This is a genomic window from Actinoplanes sp. NPDC049802, assembly GCF_040656595.1.
Taxonomy (GTDB): domain Bacteria; phylum Actinomycetota; class Actinomycetes; order Mycobacteriales; family Micromonosporaceae; genus Actinoplanes.
Genome location: NZ_JBFAMR010000036.1, coordinates 48,722 through 69,749, shown reverse-complemented (window position 1 = coordinate 69,749; position 21,028 = coordinate 48,722). Strand labels below are relative to the sequence as shown.

Genomic DNA, 21,028 nt, shown 5'->3' with positions numbered 1-21,028 from the left:
GTCGCGTCGTCTACAGCTATTGGGCTGAACGGACCAGGTGATCGGTCCACTTCGGGGAATCTATCGTGGACAGAGGCCCTGTGGACCGGCGGCGGCGCTGAGTGATCGCCTCGTCTGTCCACAATGTGACAGCGGCCGTTCCCAGCATTCCGAGGAGTGCGACGCCCATCAATGACCTGACCGCCGAGTGGGTCAGCAGGGTGGAGGTCGGTGGCACGAGCGGCGCCACCGTGATCCGGAGATCCTTCTTCACGTTCCACTCGTCCTGCATGGCGTCCAGCTCGCTCTCGAAGGTGGCGCGCAAGATCTTGAGGGCGCGCAGACCGCCTTCCTTGTCGGTGCTGACGTTGCTGATCGACATCGATCCGATCACGTACCTGGGCTGCTGCCGGGTCCCGGTGTTGCGGGGCTCGAACCGGTAGGTGCCGGTCACGCCCTTGGCGAGGAACATCTCCCGGGCGTCCGCGGTGTTCAGCCGGTTGGCCACGGCGGCCGCGGTGATCGCGATCGACGGGTACAGGCCGGTGACCGGGTTGGGCGCGTACTGCGAGACCGGTGGCTGGATCATCAGGACCTCGGAGGCGAGGAACCGGTCCTGGGTGCGGACCGCCGGAAGAATCACCAGAGCGGTGACCGCCGCCCCGGCGACGACCAGATACCAGCGGCGCTTGAGAGCACCGACCATGTCGGACAGAAACATCGCTACGCTTTAGCCTGCGAAGAGGAATCTTGTCAACCTCGATTGCGAGCGGGGATCCGATAGCCACCATCGCGATCGTCGTATAGCTTGGCGACCGGGTATCGGGGGCTGCCACTGTGTTCGGTGCTCCGATGTGGAGATCCGTAACGACTGATGAACGGTCCTGACGGAAATTTGGAGAGGCGTCCGTGGACCTCGGCGAGATCCTGAGCATTCTGCGTTCCCGCTGGTACATCGTCGTGCCGATGTTGCTTCTGGCGGTCGGGCTCGGCGGCACGACCTATGCCGTGGTTCCGACGACCTATTCGACCTACACCATGATCAGTCTGCTGAGCGCGCCGGCGGCCACCACCACCGCGACCCAGGGGCAGGACAACCCGTTCCTCAACTTCAACGGCTCGCTCGTGGCCACCGCCGACTTCCTCGGCCGCCGGCTGCAGTCGACCGACACGGTGCTGGCGCTGAAGCAGGCCGGGCTCACCGAGGAGTACGAGGTCGCTCTCGCCGAGAACGCTCAGGGCCCGTTCCTCACCCTCACCCTGACCGGCACCGACCGAGCGCACCTGCTCGCCTCCGCGACCATGCTCGCCGAGTACGCCGACGACACCCTCCTGAGGATTCAGCGGGAGAACGGCGTGGCCGAACGGGACCGGATCAAGCTGACCCAGGTCATCCCGCCGCAGAAGCCGGAGGCCGAGACCAAGGAGAAGCTCCAGCCGGTGATCGTGGTCGGCGGCGGCATCGCGGCGCTCGGCCTCATGATCACTTTCATCGTGGAGAGCATGAGCCGGGCCAAGCGGCGCCGGAAGGCCCTGGCCGAGGGCGGCGCCCCGGAGCCGGCCGCGGCGACCGGCGCGGCGTCCGCGACCCCCGACATCGAGGGCACCCAGGTCATCCAGATCCCACCGAGGGTCGCGGTCGTGCAGCCGCAGCCGCAGCCGCAGCCGCAGCCGCAGCCGCAGCCGCAGCAGCCGCAGCCACAGCAGCAGTCGTCGCCGGCGGAGAAGACGCAGCGGCTGGTCCTGCCACCTCGTACCGGCCGGGCCAGCCGGCCCGGACCGCTTCCCAGGACCTACCAGTCGAACGGCGTGGACCGCAGGGGCCAGCAGGATGCAAACCGCGTCAACGGAAGCTGAGGCTCGCGGCCCGGTCGCCCCGCGGCGCCGCGCCGGCCGTCTCTACCGCTCCCAGCAGCGTCTTCGCAAGCTCGGCCCGGACTCGCTGCTCGCCGTCTACATCGTGCTGCTGCTGGTCCTGCCGGCCCGGCTGGTGGTCGAGAGCATCGGCGCGTCCGGCACGGTGGCGAACCTGTTCCTGCTGGCCACCCTGCTGTGGTTCGGGGTGAGCTGGCTGATGCGGCGGGCGTCGACGGCCCCCGGCACACGGCTGCCGCGCCTCGCCCTGTTCGGCTACTGCGTGGCGGTGCTGCTGGCGTACGTGGCGGTCGGCCGCCGGGACGCCGACGTGATGGAGTACAGCGCCGCCGACCGGGCCCTGCTCCAGCTGCTCATCTGGCTGCCTCTGGTGCTGCTGGCCACGTCGCTGACCGAGTACCGGCAGATCGACCGTCTGCTGCGCCTCTACGTCCGGCTGTGCGCCGCGATGGCGGCCCTCGCGATGCTCGAGTTCGTCTTCAAGATGAGCCTCACCTCGTGGATCGTGATTCCGGGCCTGGCGAACAACGCGCAGGCCGAGCTGATCAGCCGGGGCGACTTCGTCCGGCCGATCGCTACCGCCTCGAACACCCTGGAACTCGCCTCCACCCTGGTGATCGCACTGCCGTTCGCCATCCAGCAGGCCTTCCACGGCGAGGGCCGCAACACCTGGCGCCGGTGGGTGCCGGTCGCGCTGATCTCGCTGGCGGCGATGATGACCGTCTCGCGTACGTCGGTGATCGGTCTCGTGATCGTCCTGCTCGCGCTGATGCCGACCTGGCCGGCCGAACGGGTGGGCAAGACGTTCCTGGTGCTGATCCCGGCCCTGGGCGTCACCCGGGTGGTGGTGCCCGGCCTGCTCGGCACGCTGATCGGGCTCTTCAGCGCGATGCTCGACGGCGGCGACAACAGCACCCAGTCCCGGGAGGCCACCAGCGCCGAGGTGGACGAGTTCCTGGCCGGGTACGAGTGGTTCGGCCGTGGCCCCGGGACGTTCCTGCCGGACCTGTACCGCTACACCGACAACCAGTACCTTCTGGCCCGGCTGGAGATCGGCGTCGTCGGCCTGATCGCCATCCTGGCCATCTATGTGACGATCATCCACTGTGGTGGTGCGGGCCGTCGCCGCTGCACCGATCCGGCACGCCGGGAGACCGGTCAGGGCTTTGTGGCCGTAGGGTTCGTGCTCCTCGTCGTAACGGCCACATTCGACACTCTGAGCTTCCCGATCGTGGCCGGATCCACTTTCCTCATGTTGGGCCTTTCGGGTGCGTACCTCGGCGTGGCTCGCCGCGAACAGGCGATGATCGGAGAACTCCCACAGTGACCTTTTTTCAACGCGGCGAGGGCGGCACGGCCCGGAGCCGCCCGGCGAGTCCGGCCCGAAGCCAGGTTGAAAACGGTTCATCGGCGGACCTGAACCGCCGGGTGTCCACGGCTGCCCGGTGGAGCCTGATCAACACCATCGTGCGCCGGGTGGGCACCTTCGCCTCCGGTGTGGTTCTGGCCCGCCTGTTCTTCGGCCCGTACGAGTGGGGCCTCTACGCGGTCGGCCTGCTGGTCCTGGCGATGATCCTGTCGCTCAACGAGATGGGCGTCAGCCTGGCCCTGGTGCGCTGGGAAGGCGACATCAAACGGTTCGCCCCGACCGTGCTGACCCTCTCCACGCTCAGCAGCACCGCCTTCTACCTGGTGCTGTACTTCTCCGCGCCGACCGTGGCGGACCTGCTCGGCTCGCCCGAGGCCACCACGATGCTGCGGGTGCTGTGCATCAGCGTGATCATCGACGGCATCGCGTGCGTCCCGCTGGGCCGACTGAACCGGGAGTTCCAGCAGTTCCGCCGGACCGTGGTGGACATCCTCAACTTCGTGGTCAACACGGCGGCCACCATCGCCTTCGCGGCCGCCGGGATGGGCGCGATGGCCTTCGCCTGGGGCTCACTGGCGGGCAACCTGGTGGCGCTCGTCGGGTTCGGCCTGTGCGCGCCCGGCATGCTGCGCTGGGGCTGGGACACCGAGCAGGCGAAGAAGCTGATCCGGTACGGTCTGCCGCTCGCTTCGGCCAGCCTGCTCACCCTCGGCATCGTGAACGTGGACTCGGTGGTCGTCGGCTCGGTGCTCGGCCCGGCCGCGCTCGGCATCTACGCGATGGCCTTCAACATGTCGAGCTGGCCGGTGCGGATGGTGTCGGAGACCGCCCGGCGGGTGTCCTTCGCCGGTTTCTCCCGGCTCGCCGACGAGTCGCCGGACGCGTTCGCGGCCGGCTTCCTGAACGCGTTCCGGCTGGTCATCGCGGCCGCCATGCCGATCTGCGTGTTCCTCGGGGTGCTCGCCGGGCCGATCATCACGTTCGTCTACGGCGATCAGTGGGCGGACGCCGCGCTGCCGCTGACCTATCTGGTGGCGCTGGGCCTGCTGCGGGTCGCCGTCGAGCTGGCCTACGACTGCCTGGCCACCCGGGTCCGCAAGACCCTGATGCTGATGCAGGCGTGGTGGCTGCTGTCGCTCGTACCGGTGCTGGTGATCTTCGCCCATCAGTGGGGCGTGCCGGGCGTCGCGGCCGGGCATGTCGTGGTGGCCGGCCTGCTCGTCGCCCCGGTGTTCCTGGTCGCCCTGTCCCGGCTGGGGATCCCCACCGTCCCGATCCTGATCAGCTGTGTCCGCCCGGCGCTCGGCGGCCTGGCCATGGGCGTGGTGGCCTGGGCCGTGCACCGCTGGCTGGGTGGCGGCTTCCTCGGCCTGACCGTGGCCGGTCTCGCCTCCGTCGCGGCCTACGTGCCGTTCGTCCTGCCCATCGTGAAACGGCTTCGGTCCGGCGCCGGCCAGGCGCCCGTCGGCGAGCCCGCGCTCGCGGCCGCCGACCATTCCTAGGAGAACGAAGACAGATGCGCTCGTTGAAACGGCGGCTGCGAGCCCGGTACGGCTGGCTGCCACTCGAGGAACTGCGCAACAAGGTGATGCTCGGGCACACCGCCGTCGGCCTGGGCCGTTTCGAACGGTCCGAGGTGCGGCGCCTGCTGCGGACCATGCCCGGAGGGGTACGCCCGAGCGCCCGGGTCGCCACCGTGGTGCTGACCTACAAGCGTCCCGACGGGGTGCTGCGGGCCGTCGAGTCGGTGCTCGCGCAGTCGGTCCGGGACCAGGTGGTCGTGGTGGTCGACGACGGCGGCCGTGAGCTGCCCGAGTTCCCGGCCGACCCGCGGCTGCACGTGGTGAGCCTGCGGCACAACATCAACGTTCTGGGGGTCAGCCGCAACGTCGGGATGGGCCTGACCGACTCGCCGTACGTGGCGTTCCTCGACGACGACAACACCTGGCACCCGCACCACCTGGAGACCGCCCTGCGGCGGCTGGAGTCACCGGCCGGCGACCGCCCGGACGCCGTCTACACGGCCATGCGGCGGGTCCTTCCGGACGGCACCGAGCACGACGTGCTGTCCGTACCGTTCGACCGCAAGCTCGCCTGGGAGCGGTGCTTCCTGGACACCAATCCGCTGGTCACCCGGCGGCTGCCGGGCATGCGGTTCAGCCGTCTGCGCCGCAGCTCGTCGGTGGCGCCGAAGGAGGACTGGGAGTTCATCTACCGGTTCAGCCGCCGGCACCGCGTCGAACACATCCCGGAGCCGACCGTGAACTACGCCGTCAACCCGAACAGCTACTGGACCGCATGGGAGATGCGATGACCGCCGGCCGGCGCAGATTTTTCCTGTCCGCGGGGCTCGCGGCCCTTCTGGCGGCCGCGGTGGCTCTGGTGGTGCTGACGCGCGCCGACAAGAGCGCCGGCCCGGTTCAGGCCGGGGCCGGATCGACGCCGTCGGCGGCGGCGGGGGCGACCGTGGTGCCTCAGTCGCCGCCCGCCTCCGGGCCCGCGTCCGCGCCGTCGATCTCGGCGCCGGCCGCCGAGCCGACGGCCGCGCCCACCAGGACCGCGGCGTTGCCGGTCACCGCGACCGGCGGCGGCCGTTACCCGGCCCGGTACTCGGTCGGGGCGCCGGGGGTGAAGCGCTACAAGCAGTCCGACGCCCGGCTGCCCGTGCCGAAGGGCTACAAGCTGCTCCAGGCGCACAACAAGGACAGCAAGGAATACGACATCTACGACTGCAACGGCACGGTCAACCTGGATCGCAAGTACTTCCGGGCGTTCATCTACATCGGCACGAGCTGCCACGGCACGGTCAACATCACCAACTCGATCATCGCGCCGCCGCCCGGCTCGGCGAACCGGGCGATCCTGGTGAACGCGGACGCGTCCGCCAACCTCAAGATCAACCTCACCAACGTGACCATCCGGCCGGAGCCGGTCGGCCGCGGTGAGAAGAGCGCACCGCTCAACGACCACGCCATGAACGACTGCGCCACCTGCACGATCACGATGAACCGGGTGGACGTCGCGAACACCGGCGGCATGTGCCTGTGCGGCGCCCGTACCACGATCCGCAACAGCTGGCTGCACGACAACTACATCGCCAACCTCAGCGATCCCAGCGCGGCGCACACCGGCGGCGTGTTCCCGTACGGCGGAACCGGCCCGATCACCATCGAGAACAGCCGCCTCGAACCGGGGATCAACGCGTACACCGGCAAACCGGTGCCGAACTACTGGAAGGCGATCACCGCCGTTCTGTTCACCCAGAGCGTCGACGGTTCGCAGCTGCGGAACTACACGGTCCGGAACAGTTTCATCTCACTCGGCGCCTACGGGCTCTACGCCCAGACCGGCATCGATCTGAAAGTCACCGGCAACGTCTTCGGCCCGACCCACTGGGACGCCGCCGGAGGATGCGATTCCAACTGTTCCACCACTTACGGGGAGTGGTCGAACAATGTCGTCGGCACCATCGACGGCGTACCCACCAAAAAACAGGTTCCGAAACCAGGCAAGTAGGCGGTTTCACCTGCCCGCACGGCCGACAGGGCTCTTCTACGAGCCCTGCCGGTCCTATCTCCGTTCCCATGAAAAGAGAATCGCGTGTTTCACAGGCTCGCATCCGGCGCGGTCTCCGCGCTGATAGTCGCTGCCGCGATCCTGTCTCCAGGGGCGGTCCTCGCGGCCGAGGACCCATGCGGCGTCAATTCGAATCCGATCGTGTGCGAGAACTCGAAGGACGGTGTCCCCCTCGAGGACTGGTACGGCGACAGCTCGTGGGGTGACATCGAGGGCTTCACCACCAAGGTCAGCGTCCAGCCCGGCGAGACGCTGCGCCTCAAGGTGAACTCGCCGACCACGTTCACGGTCAAGTTCCTGCGGCTCGGCTACTACGACGGCGACGGGGCCCGGCTGATGCCGACGTCGCCGTCCGGCACGTTCCCCGCCAGGGTGCAGGATCCCTGTCTCACCGACGCCGCGACCGGCCTGGTCGACTGCGGCAACTGGGTCACCAACGTCAGCTGGCCGGTGCCGTCCGAGGCGGTCTCCGGCGTCTACCTGGCGATCCTCGACCAGGGCGGCGGCCTCGGCTACATGCCGTACCCGTTCGTGGTCGCCGACGACGACAGTGACTCCGACATCCTGGTGCAGACATCCGACCAGACCTGGCAGGCCTACAACAAGTGGGGCGGCCAGAACCTGTACGAGGGCGGCGGCCCCGCCCCGGACGGGCGCGCCTACAAGGTCAGCTACAACCGGCCGCTGCGAATCGCCGGCGACAACGCCATCCTGTCCAGCGAGTACCCGATGATCCAGTGGCTGGAGCGCAACGGGTACGACGTCAGCTACGCCTCCAACATCGACGTGTCGACGAAGCCGTCGCTGCTGACCGGCCACGGCGTCTACCTGTCCTCCGGGCACGACGAGTACTGGGACCAGGACCTCTGGGACAACGTCAAGGCGGCCCGCGAGTCCGGCGTCAACCTGGCGTTCTTCAGCGGCAACGAGGCGTTCTGGCGGACCCGGCTGGAGCCGTCGATCGCCACCGGCGGCGGCGACGACCGCACCCTGGTCTGCTACAAGACGACCAAGATGAGCCAGACGCCACCGAACGGCGTCGCCGACCCGAGCGGCCAGTGGACCGGCACGTGGATGGATCCGGCCGGCGCCGGCACCGGCGGCAACAAGCCACAGAACGAGATCACCGGCACGCTGTTCTCGGTCAACGGCTACCGGCACGACGCGATGACGGTGTCGTCGGAGTTCAAGGACATGCGGCTGTGGCGGGACACCACGATCGAGAACCTCAACGCGGGCGAGGTGGCGACCTTCCCGGCCGGCACCCTCGGCTACGAGTGGGACTCCGACGTGGAGAACGCCGCCCGGCCACCGGGCGCCATCCGGTTCTCGGCGACGACACTGCAGATCACCGACGGCACACTGCTGCTCGACGAGGGCAACAACTACGGCAACGGGGTGGCCACCCACAGCGTCGTGATGTACCGCGACCAGTCGTCGGGCGCCCTGGTCTTCGGCTCCGGCACGGTCCAGTGGTCGTGGGGTCTGAGCACCCTGCACACCGGCCCGGCCAGCTCCGAGGACGACCGGATGCAGCAGGCCACCGCCAACCTGCTGGCCGACATGGACGCGCTGCCCCGGACGCTGCAGTCGAACCTGGACATGCCGGCGAAGTCGACCGACACGGCCGGCCCGGCGGTGAACGTGAGCGCCCCGGCGACGGGCTCGACGGTGCCCGTGCTGTCCGCGATCACGGTGACCGGCACGGCCGCCGACACGGCCGGGGTGCTGGGCCGGGTCGAGGTGTCCACCGACGGTGGCGCTAGCTGGCGGGCCGCGAACGGGCTGGCGAACTGGACCTACACCTGGACGCCGACCGCGCAGGGCCCGGCGTCGATCAAGGTGCGGGCCATCGACGACAGCCTCAACTTCGGGCCGGTCACCACGGTGAACGTGACGGTCGGGCCGCAGCAGTGCCCGTGCACCACGTTCACCGCTCAGGACGTGCCGGCGAACGCCGACTCGCGGGACGCCTCGCCGAACGAGCTGGGCGCGAAGTTCCGGGTGTCGGTGCCCGCCACGGTCACCGGCGTGCGGTTCTACAAGGCGCCGACGAACACCGGCACCCACGTCGGCAAGCTGTGGACGACCGGCGGCAAGCTGCTCGCCTCCGGCAACTTCACCAACGAGACGGCCGGCGGCTGGCAGACCATGCAGTTCAGCCAGCCGGTGCAGATCGCGGCGAACACCACGTACGTCGTGTCGTACTACACGCCGTCCGGGCACTACTCGTACTCCAGCAACTACTTCACGGCCAAGGGCGCCGGCGAGGGCGTGGTGAAGCAGCTGCAGTCCGGGATCTCCGGGCCCAACGGCGTCTACAAGTACGGCTCCGGCGGCGGGTTCCCCAACCTGAGCTGGAACAACACCAACTACTGGGTGGACGCGGTGGTGGACACGGCGACCGCGGTCACCACCCCGCCGGTGGTGACGGTCCGGTCGCCGGCGGCCGGGGACGCCGGGGTGGCCCGCAACGCGGCGGTCACCGCGACGTTCGACCACGACATCGACCGGGAGACGCTGGCGTTCACGCTCAAGGCCGGCAGCTCCACGGTTCCCGCCGTCGTGTCCTACGACGACACCACCAAGAAGGCCACCCTGCGCCCGGACAGCGCGCTGGCGGCGAACACCGAGTACACCGCCTCCGTGCAGACGTCGGACGTCTGGGGCAACACCATGCCCGCGCCGGTGACCTGGTCGTTCACCACCGGTGCGGGGGTGTCCTGCCCGTGCACGGTGTTCAGCCCGGCGTCCACTCCGGCGGTGGAGAGCGCCAGCGAGGCCGGTTCCCTGGAACTGGGCATGCGGTTCACGTCGGCGGTGGACGGCTACGTCACCGGCGTCCGCTTCTACAAGGGTGACCGCAACACCGGCACACACACCGGCACGCTGTGGTCGAACACCGGTCAGGAGCTGGCCACCGGCACGTTCGCCGGTGAGTCGGCCAGCGGCTGGCAGACGTTGCAGTTCGCCACCCCGGTGGCGATCGACGCGAACACACCGTACGTGGTGTCGTACCACACCGACGTGGGCTTCTACTCGTACAGCGGCGCCTACTTCACCCAGGCCCGCAACTCGTATCCGCTGACCGGGGTGGCCGACGCCACCGGCTCGCGGAACGGGCTGTTCAAGTCGGGTTCCCGGGCGTTCCCGACGTCCAGTTGGAACGCCGGCAACTACTGGGTCGACGTGACCTTCACGACGACCACGCCGTGAGTGAGACGGGCCCGGCGCTGTCCGGCGCCGGGCCCGCCGCGTCCGCAGATGGGGGAGAAGAAGTGAGTTCGGTCAGCGTCGTGATCCCGTGCTACAAGTACGGCGATTACCTGCGGGCATGCGTGGACACCGTGCTCGACAACCCGGGCGTCGACGTCCGGGTGCTGATCATCGACGACGCGTCACCGGACGACTCGGCGGACAAGGCCCGGGCCATCGCCGAGGCCGACCCACGCGTCGAGGTCCGGGTGCACGAACAGAACAAGGGCCACATCGCCACCTACAACGAGGGCCTGCTGGAATGGGCCGACGGCGACTACTGCGCGCTGCTGTCCGCCGACGACATGCTCACCCCGGGGGCGCTGACCCGGGCCGTGGCGCTGCTCGACGCCCATCCGGAGGCCGGCTTCGCCTACGGCCATCCGGTGCACTTCCAGCATCCCGGCCCGCCGCCGCAGGCGAACCTCGGCACCGGCGGCACCAAGGTCTACAACGGCCACTGGTGGCTGGAGCGCCGGTTCCGGGAAGGCACCGGCTGCATCACCTCACCCGAGGTGGTGGTCCGCACGACGCTGCAGCACAAGGTCGGCGGTTACGACCCGGAGCTGCCGCACGCCGGGGACATCGAGATGTGGATGCGGCTCGCGGCGCACGCCGACGTCGGCTACGTGCAGGCCGACCAGGCCTACTACCGGCTGCACGGCAAGAACATGTCGGCCACCGACTTCGCCGGGCAGCTCGACGACCTGCGGCAGCGGCGGACCGCCTACGAGGCGGTGCTGACCAAGACGCGTGACCTGCTGCCCGAGGCGGACCGGTGGGACGCCATGGTGCACCGGCGGCTGGCCCGTTTCGCGCTGCGGCGGGCCGTCCGGGCCTACGACCGGGGCCGCACCGCCACGGTTCCGGAGGACGAGCTGGTGGCCTTCGCCGCCGACTGCTGGCCCGACTACCGGAACCTGCCCGAGTACCGGGCGCTCGGAGTACGCAAGCGGATCGGGCCGCGCGCCATGCCGTACCTCCAGCCGTTGATCCTGTCGGCCGTGGCCAACAAGGGCCGTGAGTGGCTCTGGTGGCGCTCCTGGGAGCGTCGCGGCATTTAGAACCTTTTTATCGGGGTACGCGTGAGGTCGTCCTCACGCGCACCCCGAAGAATGGATCAACGCCGCAGGGGTACCACGGTGGTCGTCACGATCTTGGTCTTGACCGCGTGTTCGGCCGGCACCGAGCTGACGATCACCGCGCCCGAGGCGATCGCCGCGTCGTCACCGATCACCACGTCCGGTTCGACGACGATGCCGGTGCCGAACCGGATCCGGCTGCCGATGGTGACCTTCCCGGACGTGTAGACCGACGGCCCGCTCGCATTGTCGTCGCCGATCACGCTGTGGTGGTCGAACGAGTTGTACGCCGAGAAGAAGTTGTTGTCCCCGACCGTCGCCCCGGTCGCCACGTGGCAGAACGCGCAGATGATGTTGCCCTGCCCGAGCCGCACGTCGGTGGCGATCTTCGCGGTCGGGTCGATGGCGTTGGCCAGCGGGATCCCCGCCTCGGCGCACATCGCGCGGAACCGGGCCCGCACCGCCGGAGACCTGCCGATCGCGATCACCACCGCGTCGAAGACACCCGCCGAGAACAGTTCGGTGAGCCGCCCGCTGCCACCGACCACCGGCACCCCGTGCACGTCGGCGCCCCACCGCGAGGTGTCGTCGTCGACGATCGCGACCGCCTGCTGGGTGGTGCTACCGGCCAGGATGTCGAGCACCTGGGTGGCGCCCAGCGCCGCCCCGACGATCAGGATCCGCTGCCGGCCCGGCGCTGCGGCCAGCGGTTCCGGAAGATCCGCCACCGCCACCGGCTCCACGACCGCGGCAGCCTCCACGTCCTTCACCGTGATCAGCCGGTCCAGGCCCAGCGACGCCAGATCGACGCCGAGCTCGGCGGCCCGCCGCACCGCCTTCACCGTGGCGCGCGGCCCCTCCGCGGGCTGTGCGGCGGCCTCCTCCTTCTCGGCGAGCAGGAACGCGTCACGGGCCGCGGCGTCCGGGAACAGCTGGGCGATCGGGTCCGTCAACGGCACCTCGGCGCCCTTCGCGGCCCGGTGCAGCAGCACCCCGGCCGCCGGCGCGAGCACCTCGAGGACCGCCTTGCTGGTCTCCACCTCGGCGAGCAGTTCATCCTTCTCCACCTCGGCGCCGTCGTCGGCGAACCACATCACCAGGATGCCGTGCTCGCTGTTGACGTCGTTGGTGGGCACCAGGACGGGATTCACCAGGTCTCCTTCACACCTGCGGCGGCGCGGACGGCCGCCTCGACACGGGCGGCACCGACCAGGACGCCCGCCTCCTTCGTCTTCGACGAGGGGATGATCGTGGGCTCGCTGGCGACCACGTCGACCGGGCCGCGCAGCCGCCCGAACAGCCGGCGGGAGATCACCGACGCCGCCTCGGCGCCCCAGGACCAGCCGTCGGCGCCCTCCTCGACGGTGACGAGACGGCCGGTGGCGGCCACCGAACGCTCCACCGGCGCCCAGTCCATCGGCGCGATCTGGGCGGGCACGATCAGCTCGGCGAAGATCTCCTCCTCGATGGCGAGGCGCTCGATCACCTGGGCCGCCAGAAGAGCCTGATATCCGTACGCCAGGACGCTGACCGTGCAGTCCCCGGACGGCACCGCGGACAGCCGGACGGTCGGCAGCATGCCGGGGGAGCCGTCGACGGTGGCCAGCAGGTCGCCGACCCGCCCGTGTTCGGGCAGCGTCAGGTGCTGCGGGTAGAGCAGCTTGTGCTCCACGTACAGCACCGGCTCGTCGCGGCGCAGGAAGTCGGCGAACACCACCCGCGGGTCGTGGTAGAGCGACGCCGCGACCACCCGCAGATGGGGCACACCCAGGAAGTGCTTCTCCAGGCTCTGACTGTGCGTGGGCCCGTAGCCGCGATGCCCGCCGGTCGCCGCGCGGATCACCACCGGACACGTCGCCTGTTCCGCGTACATCGTCTGGTATTTGGTGATGTGGTTGACCACCTGGTCGAACATCAGCGTGAGGAAGTCGCCGAACATCACCTCGGCGATCGGCCGGTAACCGGCCAGCGCCAGCCCCGCCGAGATCCCGGCGATCGCGCCCTCACTGATCGGGGTGGTCCGCACCCGGTCCGGGTACGCCGTGGACAGCCCACGGGTCACCTTGAACGCCCCACCGTACGGATCGGCGATGTCCTCACCGAGCAGCACCACCCGCCGGTCGTCGCCGAGCGCGCCCCGCAGGGTGTCGTTGAGCTCCTTCGCGAAGATCACGCGCAGGCCCTCGCCGTCGCCACGACCTCGGCCAGCGCGGTCTCCACCTCGTCGTCGATCCGCTGCCGGTCGGCGTCGTCGAGGCGGCGCCCGTGCACCACCAGCGGCTCGGTCAGCCAGTGCGCGGCGATCTCGTCCTCCGGCCGCTCGTCGTCGCTCTTGGAGTGGTGACACAGCCGGTACGTGTGAATGAGCAGCACCCGCGGACCGTCCCCGGCCCGGACCTGCCCGATCTCCTCACCGGCGATCCGGCTGAGCTCCTCGACGTCGGTGCTGTCCACCTCGCGCACCGGCACGCCGAACGCGCTGAACCGGGCCGCCATGTCACCGGCCAGGTTCGCCGCGACCGGGGTGCTCTGCGCCCACCGGTTGTCCTCGCAGACCACCAGCAGCGGCAGCTTCCACAGCGCCGCCATGTTCATCGTCTCGTAGACCACGCCCTCGCCCAGGGTGCCGTCGCCGATGAAGACGACGCTCACCGCCCGGCTCCCGGAGAGCTGGTTGGCCAGGGCGATGCCGGCCGCGTTCGGCACGATGCCGCCCTGCACGCCGTTGGACTTGAAGCCGGGCGCGCAGATGTGCTGGCTGCCGCCGAGCCCGCGGCAGACGCCGGCCTCCTTGCCCATGATCTCGGCCATCAGGCCCAGCGCGTCACCGGAGTGGGCCAGGTAGTGCCCGTGACAGCGGTGGTTGCTGAAGATGTGGTCGCCGTCGCCGAGGTGCTCGGTCACCGCGACCGCGTCGGCCTCCTGCCCGATGCAGGCGTGCGTGGTGCCGTTGAGCGCGCCCTCCTCGAACAGCCGGAGCAGCGTCTCCTCGAAACGGCGGATGAACCGCATCCGCCGGTACCGCCGGTGACCGAGCGGTTCGCCGGGGACCCCGGTGAGCCGCTCGTCGGTCCCGGCCGGCGCGAGCGCCGTCGACATAGAAATCGTGCCTCCCCCTGTCCGCCCCGCGCCGGGACGGATGATCCCGGCCGACGATACCGACGGTGCGGTGTCCGATGCAGACACCTTCAGCCATCGCGGAAGCGCCGGGGATCGACGAATACGAGCCGAACGGACGGCTCACCCCACCCTTCGGGTGGCAGCGGCCGGCACGGCGCTGACTACAGTAGACGAGCGGATCGCGACGTGCCGTGACATAGACGCCGGTGCCGGAAACCCGTCACTGACCTGCCGGTTGTCACCCCTGAGCGGTAACGTGCGTCCACTCAAGAGCCCTTTCCCGTGGGAGTGCACAGCACATGATTCCGCTCGTCGATCTGCAAGCCGCCCATGCCGAGGTCGCCGAGGAGGTGGACGCCGGCTTCAAACGGGTGCTGGCCACCACCGGCTTCGTCGGCGGTCCCGAGGTGACGGCGTTCGAGCGTGAGTTCGCCGAGTTCTCCGGCGCCCGGCACTGCGTCGGCGTGGCCAACGGCACCGACGCGGTGGAGCTGGCGCTGCGGGCGGCCGGGGTCCGCGCCGGCGACGAGGTCGTCGTGCCGGCCAACACCTTCGTCGGCACGGTCGAGCCGGTCGCCCGGATCGGGGCCCGCGTCGTGCCGGTCGACATCGACCCGGCCACCTACCTCGTCGACGTGGCGAAGATGCTGGCCGCGGTCGGGCCGAAGACGAAAGCCGTCGTCCCGGTGCACCTCTACGGGCAGCTCGCCGCCGCCGACGAACTGCGGTCCGCGCTGGCCGGCAGCGGCGTCGCGGTGGTCGAGGACGCGGCCCAGTGCCAGGGCGCGCTCCGGCACGGCCGCGGCGCCGGCGCCGACGGCATCGCCGCCACCAGCTTCTACCCCGGCAAGAACCTCGGGGCGTACGGGGACGCCGGCGCCGTCCTGACCCCCGACGAGGGCCAGGCCACCGTGGTCCGGACACTGGGCAGCCACGGCGGCCTGAAGAAGTACGTGCACGAGCTGGCCGGCGTCAACAGCCGGCTCGACGCGCTCCAGGCAGTCGTGCTGCGCGCCAAGCTGACCCGGCTCGCCGCGTGGAACACCGCCCGCCGCGCCGCCGCCGCCCGCTACGACGAGATGCTCGCCGACGTCGAGGTGGTCCGCCCGGCCACCCTGGCGGGCAACGAGCACGTCTGGCATCTGTACGTGGTGCGCGTCCCCGGTGGCCCCGCCCGCCGGGACGCCGTGCTCGCCCGGCTGCACGAGGCGGGTGTCGGCGCCGGCATCCACTACCCGTACCCGATCCACCTGACGCCGGCGTTCGCCGACGCGCGGTTCCCGGCCGGCAGCTTCCCGCTCGCCGAGCAGGCGGCCGGCGAGATCCTGTCGCTGCCGCTGTACCCGCAGATCACCGTGGACCAGCAGGAGACGGTCGTGCGGGCGCTCGCCGCCGCGCTGGAGGACTGAGCACCACCGTGTACATCACCATCCGGGACCGGCCCGCCGGCGAGCAGGCGGCCGGTCCCCGCGGCCGGCGGCCCCGCATCGCGGCCACGGTGTTCCTGCTCGGCGTGGTCAGCCTGCTCACCGACGTGTCGTCGGAGATGGTGGCCGCCGTCCTGCCCCTCTACCTGACCGCGGAGCTGGGGCTCAGCCTGATCGCGTACGGCGTGGTCGACGGTCTCTACCAGGGTGTCAGCGCCGTGGTGCGGATCTTCGGCGGCTACCTCAACGACCGGTCGCGGCGGCCCAAGTGGATCGCCGCGGCCGGGTACGGTGTCTCCGCCCTCAGCCGGATCGCGCTCGTGCCGGCGCACGGGTTCGCGGCGATCACCGCCGTGGTGACCGCCGACCGGCTGGGCAAGGGGTTCCGGACCGCGCCGCGGGACGCGCTGATCGCCGACGTGTCCGACCCCGGTGTGCTGGGGCGGGCGTTCGGCGTACACCGGACTCTCGACACGATCGGCGCGGCCCTCGGGCCGCTGGTGGCGTTCGCGCTGCTGCTGCTGGTGCCCGGCGGCTACAGCTCGGTGTTCGTGGCGTCGTTCGCGTTCGGCCTGGTCGGCGTGGCCGTGCTGGTGCTGTTCGTGCCGGACCGGCGGACCGCCGCCGGCGCCGGCCTGCCGCTGCGCCGGATGTTCACCGAGCTGGCGAGTCCCCGGCTGCGGCGGCCACTGCTCGCGGTCGGCCTGCTGGGCCTGCTGACCGTCGGCGACGGCTTCCTCTACCTGTCGCTGCAGCACCGCGACGACTTCGCGGCCCGCTGGTTCCCGCTCATGTACGTCGGCACGAACGTCGTCTACCTGCTGCTGGCCGTGCCGGTGGGCCGTCTCGCCGACCGGGTCGGGCGGTCCAGGGTGTTCCTCGGCGGCCACCTCGCGCTGCTGGCCGTGTACCTGGTCGCCGCCGCCCCGAGCGGTGGTCTCGCTCTCACCCTGCTGGCGCTCGGCCTGCTCGGCGCCTACTACGCGGCCACCGACGGGGTGCTGCCCGCGCTGATCAGCCCCCGGGTTCCGGCCGAGGCGCGGGGCAGCGGCATCGCGGCCGCGCAGACCGTCGTGGTGCTGTCCCGGTTCGCCATGTCGCTGACGTTCGCCGTGCTGTGGCAGCTGATGGGCCCGTCCGCCGCACTGCTGCTGGCCGCCGGGCTGCTGGTGGCGGGCATGACCGTGGCCTGGCGGCTGCTGAAAGGCATCGACGAGTGAGCCTGCGCATCCGGCTGGTGGCGTTCGCGGCCGTGCTGGTCCTGGCCGTGCTCGGCACGGTCACGTTCGTGGCCCGTTCCCGGCAGAAGCAGGCCGACGCGGTGGCCGCGGCGCCCCCGGTGCCGGTCACCGACCTGGCCGTGGCGTCCCGGCAGCCGCGGGTGGTGTTCCGCAGCACGGCGATCGGCGACGACTACGGGCGGGTCGCGGTGGCGCCGCTGACCGCCCCGGACGGTCCGCGCGCCTTCACCCGGGCCCGCTGCGACCGGGTCTACGCGCGCTCCGGCGAGGCGGTCTGCCTGTACTCCAAACCCGGCCTCGTCACCACGTACCGGGCCGAGGTTCTGGGCGACGACTGGCAGGTCCGCCGGGAGCTGCCGCTGGCCGGGGTGCCCAGCCGGACCCGGCTCTCCCCGGACGGCGGCTGGGCCGCCACCACCACGTTCGTGGCCGGCCACGACTACACCTCGCCGGGCGAGTTCTCGACCGAGACCCTGGTCACCCCGTTGACCGGCGGAAAGAGCCTCAACCTGGAGACCGACTTCACCCTGCTCGTCGACGGGCGGAAGGTCACCGCTCCGGATCGCAACATGTGGGGCGTCACGTTCACCGGCGACGACGACGGTTTCTACGCCACCGCCGCGTCCGGCGACCGGACCTGGCTGGTCCGGGGCAGTCTGAAGACCCGGCGGCTGGTCTCCGTGCGGGAGGACGCCGAGTGCCCGTCGCTGTCGCCGGACGGCACGAAGGTCGCGTTCAAGACCCGCAACGGGCAGGCGAAGGGCCAGTGGCTGATCGCCGTCCTCGACCTCGCCACCGGCAAGAGCACCCTGCTGGCCGAGAAACACAGCGTCGACGACCAGATCGAATGGCTCGACGACGGCTCGGTGCTCTACGGGCTGCCGCGCTCCGGCGAGGGCCCGTCGGCCAGCGACGTGTGGACGGTCCCGGCCGACGGCACCGGCTCGCCGCGGCTGTTCATCCCGGACGCCTGGTCACCGGCCGTGATCCGCTGACGGGGCGACCAGTTCTTCCAGGCCATGGCGGGCCGCTCCACCAGGTGCCAGGACGGGATCGCCAGCGCGAACGTGCCCGCCGTGGCGAGCAGGATGTAGACGGCCAGACCCAGGCGCGGCGCTCCCACCAGGGCCAGCGACTGCTGCACCGGGAAGGCGTAGATATAGAAACCGTATGAGTAGTCCTGATGCCGCCCGATTCGACGGAAATGGCGCGGCAAACGGACCGCCAGCCACAGCACCAGATATGCGAACGCGGGATAACCGAGAACGGCGAATCCCCCGAACTGGACGGTTCCAGCAAGCACCGCCACGGCGATAATCGCGCCCACGTCGTGCAACGGGATCCGCCGGCGGAACAATTCGAACAACGCGCCCAGAAGGAACACGTAGGTCAGGTAGACCAGCGACCGGGTGTCCACCGCGCCGACGCCGAACAGCGGGCCGTAGTCACCCTGCGGGCCGGGGATCTCCGGGGCCGTCACGAAGTCGCGGACGATCAGCGCGAACAGCCCGGCGGTGAGCAGGACGACCGCCCAGCGCGCCCGGCGCAGCACCCCGGCCACGGCCAGACCGGCGACCAGGAGGTAGCAGAGCACCTCGTACATCAGGCTCCACAGCGAACCGTTGAACACCGAGTCGCCGGTCAGTTCACCGTACGGCGTGTCCAGCAGCAGGCCGGAGATGCCGTACTGCCGGATCATCACCAGCGCGTTGTTCAGCACGTATCCGAACGGGCCGCCCGGCGCGGTGAAGAACCCGGCCAGCGTGCCGCGCTCGATCAGTGCCACCACCGGCGCGAACCCGAACGCCGTGACGACCAGGCACACCCACAGGCCGGGCAGGATCCGCAGACCCCGGTGCCACAGGTAGCGCGGCAGCGTCAGCCGGCCCGCGCTGCGGGTGATCAGGAAACCGGAGATGGTGAAGAAGCCGAGGATGCCGATCTCGCCGAGCGCCGTCTGCCCGTGGGTCAGCACGCCGCCCGGGTCCTCCTCGCCGTAACCCAGTGGCAGCGAATGCGAGACCAGGACCGCGAAGGCGAACAACAGGCGAAGGAAACCGAAACTGTTGTCCGGAGTGGAGAAGGCCGAGTCCACGGTCCGCCGCATCAGAGGAGTAAACCACGTATCCGTAACGTATTTCCAACGGGTCGGAACAATGACAGCCGTCGAGCCTTTGTGGAGACTAGAGTGCCTCATATGTTTGGAATTAAGCGGTGAGGTCGTTCCTCGCGGTTTCCGGTGACGCGGCCCCGATGAGCGGCAGCGTCCGGACCTCTGACGGCTGGGTGTCGATGGACGGGCCCGACCCGGCCGACCAGGTGGGGGCGGACGGCGCGTTCACCGTCCGGCTCGGCAAGACCGCCCGCACCCGGACCGGCGACGTGCCCACCGAAGCGCTCGGCGCCCTGCTGCGCGACGGTGTCAAGGCCGACGGCGAGAGGCTCGCCGCCCTCGTCCCGCCGTTCGCGGCCGCCCACCGCGACGGCCCGTCCGCGCCGGTCGTCGTGGCCACCGACTGGCTCGGCTTCCAGCAGCTCTTCTGGTGGCAGGGCGCCGGTGTCGCGGCCGTCTCCACCAGCGCGATCGCTCTGGCCGAGCTGGCCGGCGCCGGCGCCGACCGGCAGGCGCTCGCCGTGCAGAGCCTGGTCGGCTGGCAGGTCGGGCTGCGCACCGTCTTCGCCGGCGTGCACAAGGTCCCGGCCGGCTGCCTGGCCGTCCTCGGCGACGGACAGGTCACCCTGCACCGTTATGTGCGGGAGTCCCTCGCCGTCGACGGCCCGCCGCCGTCCGTCGAGGACGCCGCCGCCGAGCAGGCCGAGTTGATGACCGAGTTCCACGAGGCCTACCTGCGCGACCACCCGGAGTCGGTGCTCCAGCTCACCGGCGGGCAGGACACCCGGGTGCTGCTCGCCGCCATCCGGCCCGCTGCGCGCAAGGGCCTGGCCGCGCTCACCCTCGACGTGCACGGCGGCGTCGACTCGCGGTTCGCCACCCGCCTGGCCGACATGTGCGGCATGAACCTGCACGTCCACTGGCTCGACGAGGGCCCGGCCGTCACCCCGGCCGAAGCCCATGAGCTGGCCCTTCGCGCCGCTCGCGAGCTCGGCGCCATGGCCAGCCCGCTCGCCCTCGCCCCGCTGCTGCGCGCCGAGGCGCGACTCGACCAGGGCCACCGGCTGTCCGGGCTCGGCGGTGAGACCTGCCGTGGCTTCTACTACTTCGGCCAGCCGGGCGGCGCCACCACCAGCCCGAGACTGATCGAGAAACTCGCCAACTGGCGGCTCTACGCCAACGAGGCCGTCGAGAGCGCCGCTCTGGCGCCCGACTTCGCGGCGTCCGCCCGCGCCGACGCCCTCGACCTGATCACCGAGTCGTTCGACGGCTGTCCCACCGAGTGGCTGGCCGCCACCGACCACTTCTATCTCTACCAGCGGATGCAGCGCTGGTCCGGGGCGCACGGATCGGTCGCCGCCGCGAACCGGCACTTCGTCAACCCGATGTTCGACCGCCGGTTCATCCAGCTCGCGCACGCCGTCCGGCCCGAGGACAAACGAGGCGGGCTGCTCACCGGCCGGCTCATCAGCCTCCTCGACACCGAGCTGGCCGCCGTGCCGCTCGACTCCGGTCTCATCCCCAACCGGCTGGGCAGACCCGGTCTCGCGGCACGGACCGCGGCGTACCGGGTCACCGCCCACAAAGCCGCTCGCAAGATCCGGCAGAAACTGCGCGGGCAGGGCCGTCCCCAGCTCGGCGCCACCGAGATGGCCTCGCTCGTGGTCACGCACTGGCGGGCCGTGCCGGAGACCACGGCCCCGTTGCGCGACACCGGCCTGATCAACGGCGCCTGGCTCGACGAGGTCCTGTCCGGGCGCGCCGACCCCGAGCCCGCGACGGTCGCCTTCCTGCTGAATCTCCTGGTCATCAAAGATCATTAGGGGTACGCGCCACGACGCCCCCACGGAACCACCCCGTCCCGCCTGCTCGGCGCGATCTCCCCGCGTGGCCCGGCCTGTGCCGCGCCCGCCGGGCTGAGACCGGTGGCCGGGCAGGCCGGGCCGGGCGCCGCCACCGCCGATTGCCGCCGGTCCCGCTCCGGGGCGCTG

The 21,028-nt window shown here is 70.6% G+C and carries 15 protein-coding genes; 10 read left to right on the top strand and 5 right to left on the bottom strand.

Features of this window, described 5'->3' with window-relative positions:
- Window positions 1-16 precede the first annotated feature (16 nt).
- A complete protein-coding gene (locus AB0I88_RS24375; protein ID WP_361028720.1) occupies window positions 17-700 on the bottom strand; it encodes a hypothetical protein in 684 nt (227 codons plus the stop codon).
- A 188-nt stretch (window positions 701-888) separates the two neighbouring features.
- On the opposite strand from AB0I88_RS24375, the gene AB0I88_RS24370 reads away from it, so the two are divergent.
- The 7 genes from AB0I88_RS24370 (at window position 889) to AB0I88_RS24340 (ending at window position 11,118) form a co-directional block, all read left to right on the top strand.
- Window positions 889-1,836 carry a hypothetical protein gene (locus tag AB0I88_RS24370; RefSeq protein ID WP_361028718.1) on the top strand — a complete coding sequence of 316 codons (948 nt, stop codon included), beginning with the start codon at window positions 889-891 and terminating at the stop codon, window positions 1,834-1,836.
- Complete coding sequence (locus tag AB0I88_RS24365; RefSeq protein ID WP_361028715.1) at window positions 1,811-3,181, top strand: O-antigen ligase family protein; 1,371 nt, start codon at window positions 1,811-1,813, stop codon at window positions 3,179-3,181. Before AB0I88_RS24370 ends, AB0I88_RS24365 begins: the two co-directional genes overlap by 26 nt.
- A gap of 101 nt (window positions 3,182-3,282) precedes the next feature.
- A complete protein-coding gene (locus AB0I88_RS24360; RefSeq protein ID WP_361028712.1) occupies window positions 3,283-4,725 on the top strand; it encodes an oligosaccharide flippase family protein in 1,443 nt (480 codons plus the stop codon).
- A gap of 14 nt (window positions 4,726-4,739) precedes the next feature.
- Window positions 4,740-5,537, top strand: a complete 798-nt coding sequence (locus tag AB0I88_RS24355) for a glycosyltransferase (RefSeq protein ID WP_361028710.1) — start codon at window positions 4,740-4,742, stop codon at window positions 5,535-5,537.
- Entirely contained in the window at window positions 5,534-6,739 is a 1,206-nt protein-coding gene (locus AB0I88_RS24350; protein ID WP_361028707.1) for a hypothetical protein, read from the top strand. The genes AB0I88_RS24355 and AB0I88_RS24350 overlap by 4 nt, the downstream gene beginning before the upstream one ends.
- A gap of 201 nt (window positions 6,740-6,940) precedes the next feature.
- Complete coding sequence (locus AB0I88_RS24345) at window positions 6,941-10,015, top strand: DUF4082 domain-containing protein (RefSeq protein ID WP_361028705.1); 3,075 nt, start codon at window positions 6,941-6,943, stop codon at window positions 10,013-10,015.
- Window positions 10,016-10,077: 62 nt separating this feature from the next.
- Window positions 10,078-11,118: a glycosyltransferase family 2 protein gene (locus AB0I88_RS24340; RefSeq protein ID WP_361028702.1), complete on the top strand. Its 1,041-nt coding sequence runs from the start codon at window positions 10,078-10,080 to the stop codon at window positions 11,116-11,118.
- Between the two features lie 56 nt (window positions 11,119-11,174).
- On the opposite strand, the gene AB0I88_RS24335 is transcribed toward AB0I88_RS24340, so the two are convergent.
- From AB0I88_RS24335 to AB0I88_RS24325, 3 genes are read right to left on the bottom strand one after another with little or no spacing between them, the layout of a single operon-like run.
- Entirely contained in the window at window positions 11,175-12,287 is a 1,113-nt protein-coding gene (locus tag AB0I88_RS24335) for a biotin/lipoyl-containing protein (RefSeq protein ID WP_361028699.1), read from the bottom strand.
- Window positions 12,284-13,309 (bottom strand): transketolase C-terminal domain-containing protein, encoded by a 1,026-nt coding sequence (locus AB0I88_RS24330; RefSeq protein WP_361028696.1) that lies wholly within the window; start codon window positions 13,307-13,309, stop codon window positions 12,284-12,286. Before AB0I88_RS24330 ends, AB0I88_RS24335 begins: the two co-directional genes overlap by 4 nt.
- Window positions 13,306-14,235 carry a thiamine pyrophosphate-dependent dehydrogenase E1 component subunit alpha gene (locus AB0I88_RS24325; RefSeq protein WP_361028693.1) on the bottom strand — a complete coding sequence of 310 codons (930 nt, stop codon included), beginning with the start codon at window positions 14,233-14,235 and terminating at the stop codon, window positions 13,306-13,308. Before AB0I88_RS24325 ends, AB0I88_RS24330 begins: the two co-directional genes overlap by 4 nt.
- A 320-nt stretch (window positions 14,236-14,555) precedes the next feature.
- Here AB0I88_RS24325 and AB0I88_RS24320 point away from each other — a divergent pair, with 320 nt between their 5' ends.
- Together AB0I88_RS24320 and AB0I88_RS24315 are read left to right on the top strand one after the other, a co-directional pair.
- A complete protein-coding gene (locus tag AB0I88_RS24320; protein WP_361028690.1) occupies window positions 14,556-15,665 on the top strand; it encodes a DegT/DnrJ/EryC1/StrS family aminotransferase in 1,110 nt (369 codons plus the stop codon).
- Window positions 15,666-15,673: 8 nt separating this feature from the next.
- Window positions 15,674-16,903: an MFS transporter gene (locus AB0I88_RS24315; RefSeq protein ID WP_361028687.1), complete on the top strand. Its 1,230-nt coding sequence runs from the start codon at window positions 15,674-15,676 to the stop codon at window positions 16,901-16,903.
- Window positions 16,904-17,795: 892 nt separating this feature from the next.
- On the opposite strand, the gene AB0I88_RS24310 is transcribed toward AB0I88_RS24315, so the two are convergent.
- A complete protein-coding gene (locus AB0I88_RS24310; protein WP_361028684.1) occupies window positions 17,796-19,031 on the bottom strand; it encodes an acyltransferase in 1,236 nt (411 codons plus the stop codon).
- 107 nt (window positions 19,032-19,138) lie between these two features.
- Between AB0I88_RS24310 and AB0I88_RS24305 the strand changes: the two genes are divergently transcribed.
- Window positions 19,139-20,860: a hypothetical protein gene (locus tag AB0I88_RS24305; RefSeq protein ID WP_361028681.1), complete on the top strand. Its 1,722-nt coding sequence runs from the start codon at window positions 19,139-19,141 to the stop codon at window positions 20,858-20,860.
- The last annotated feature ends 168 nt before the right edge of the window (window positions 20,861-21,028 follow it).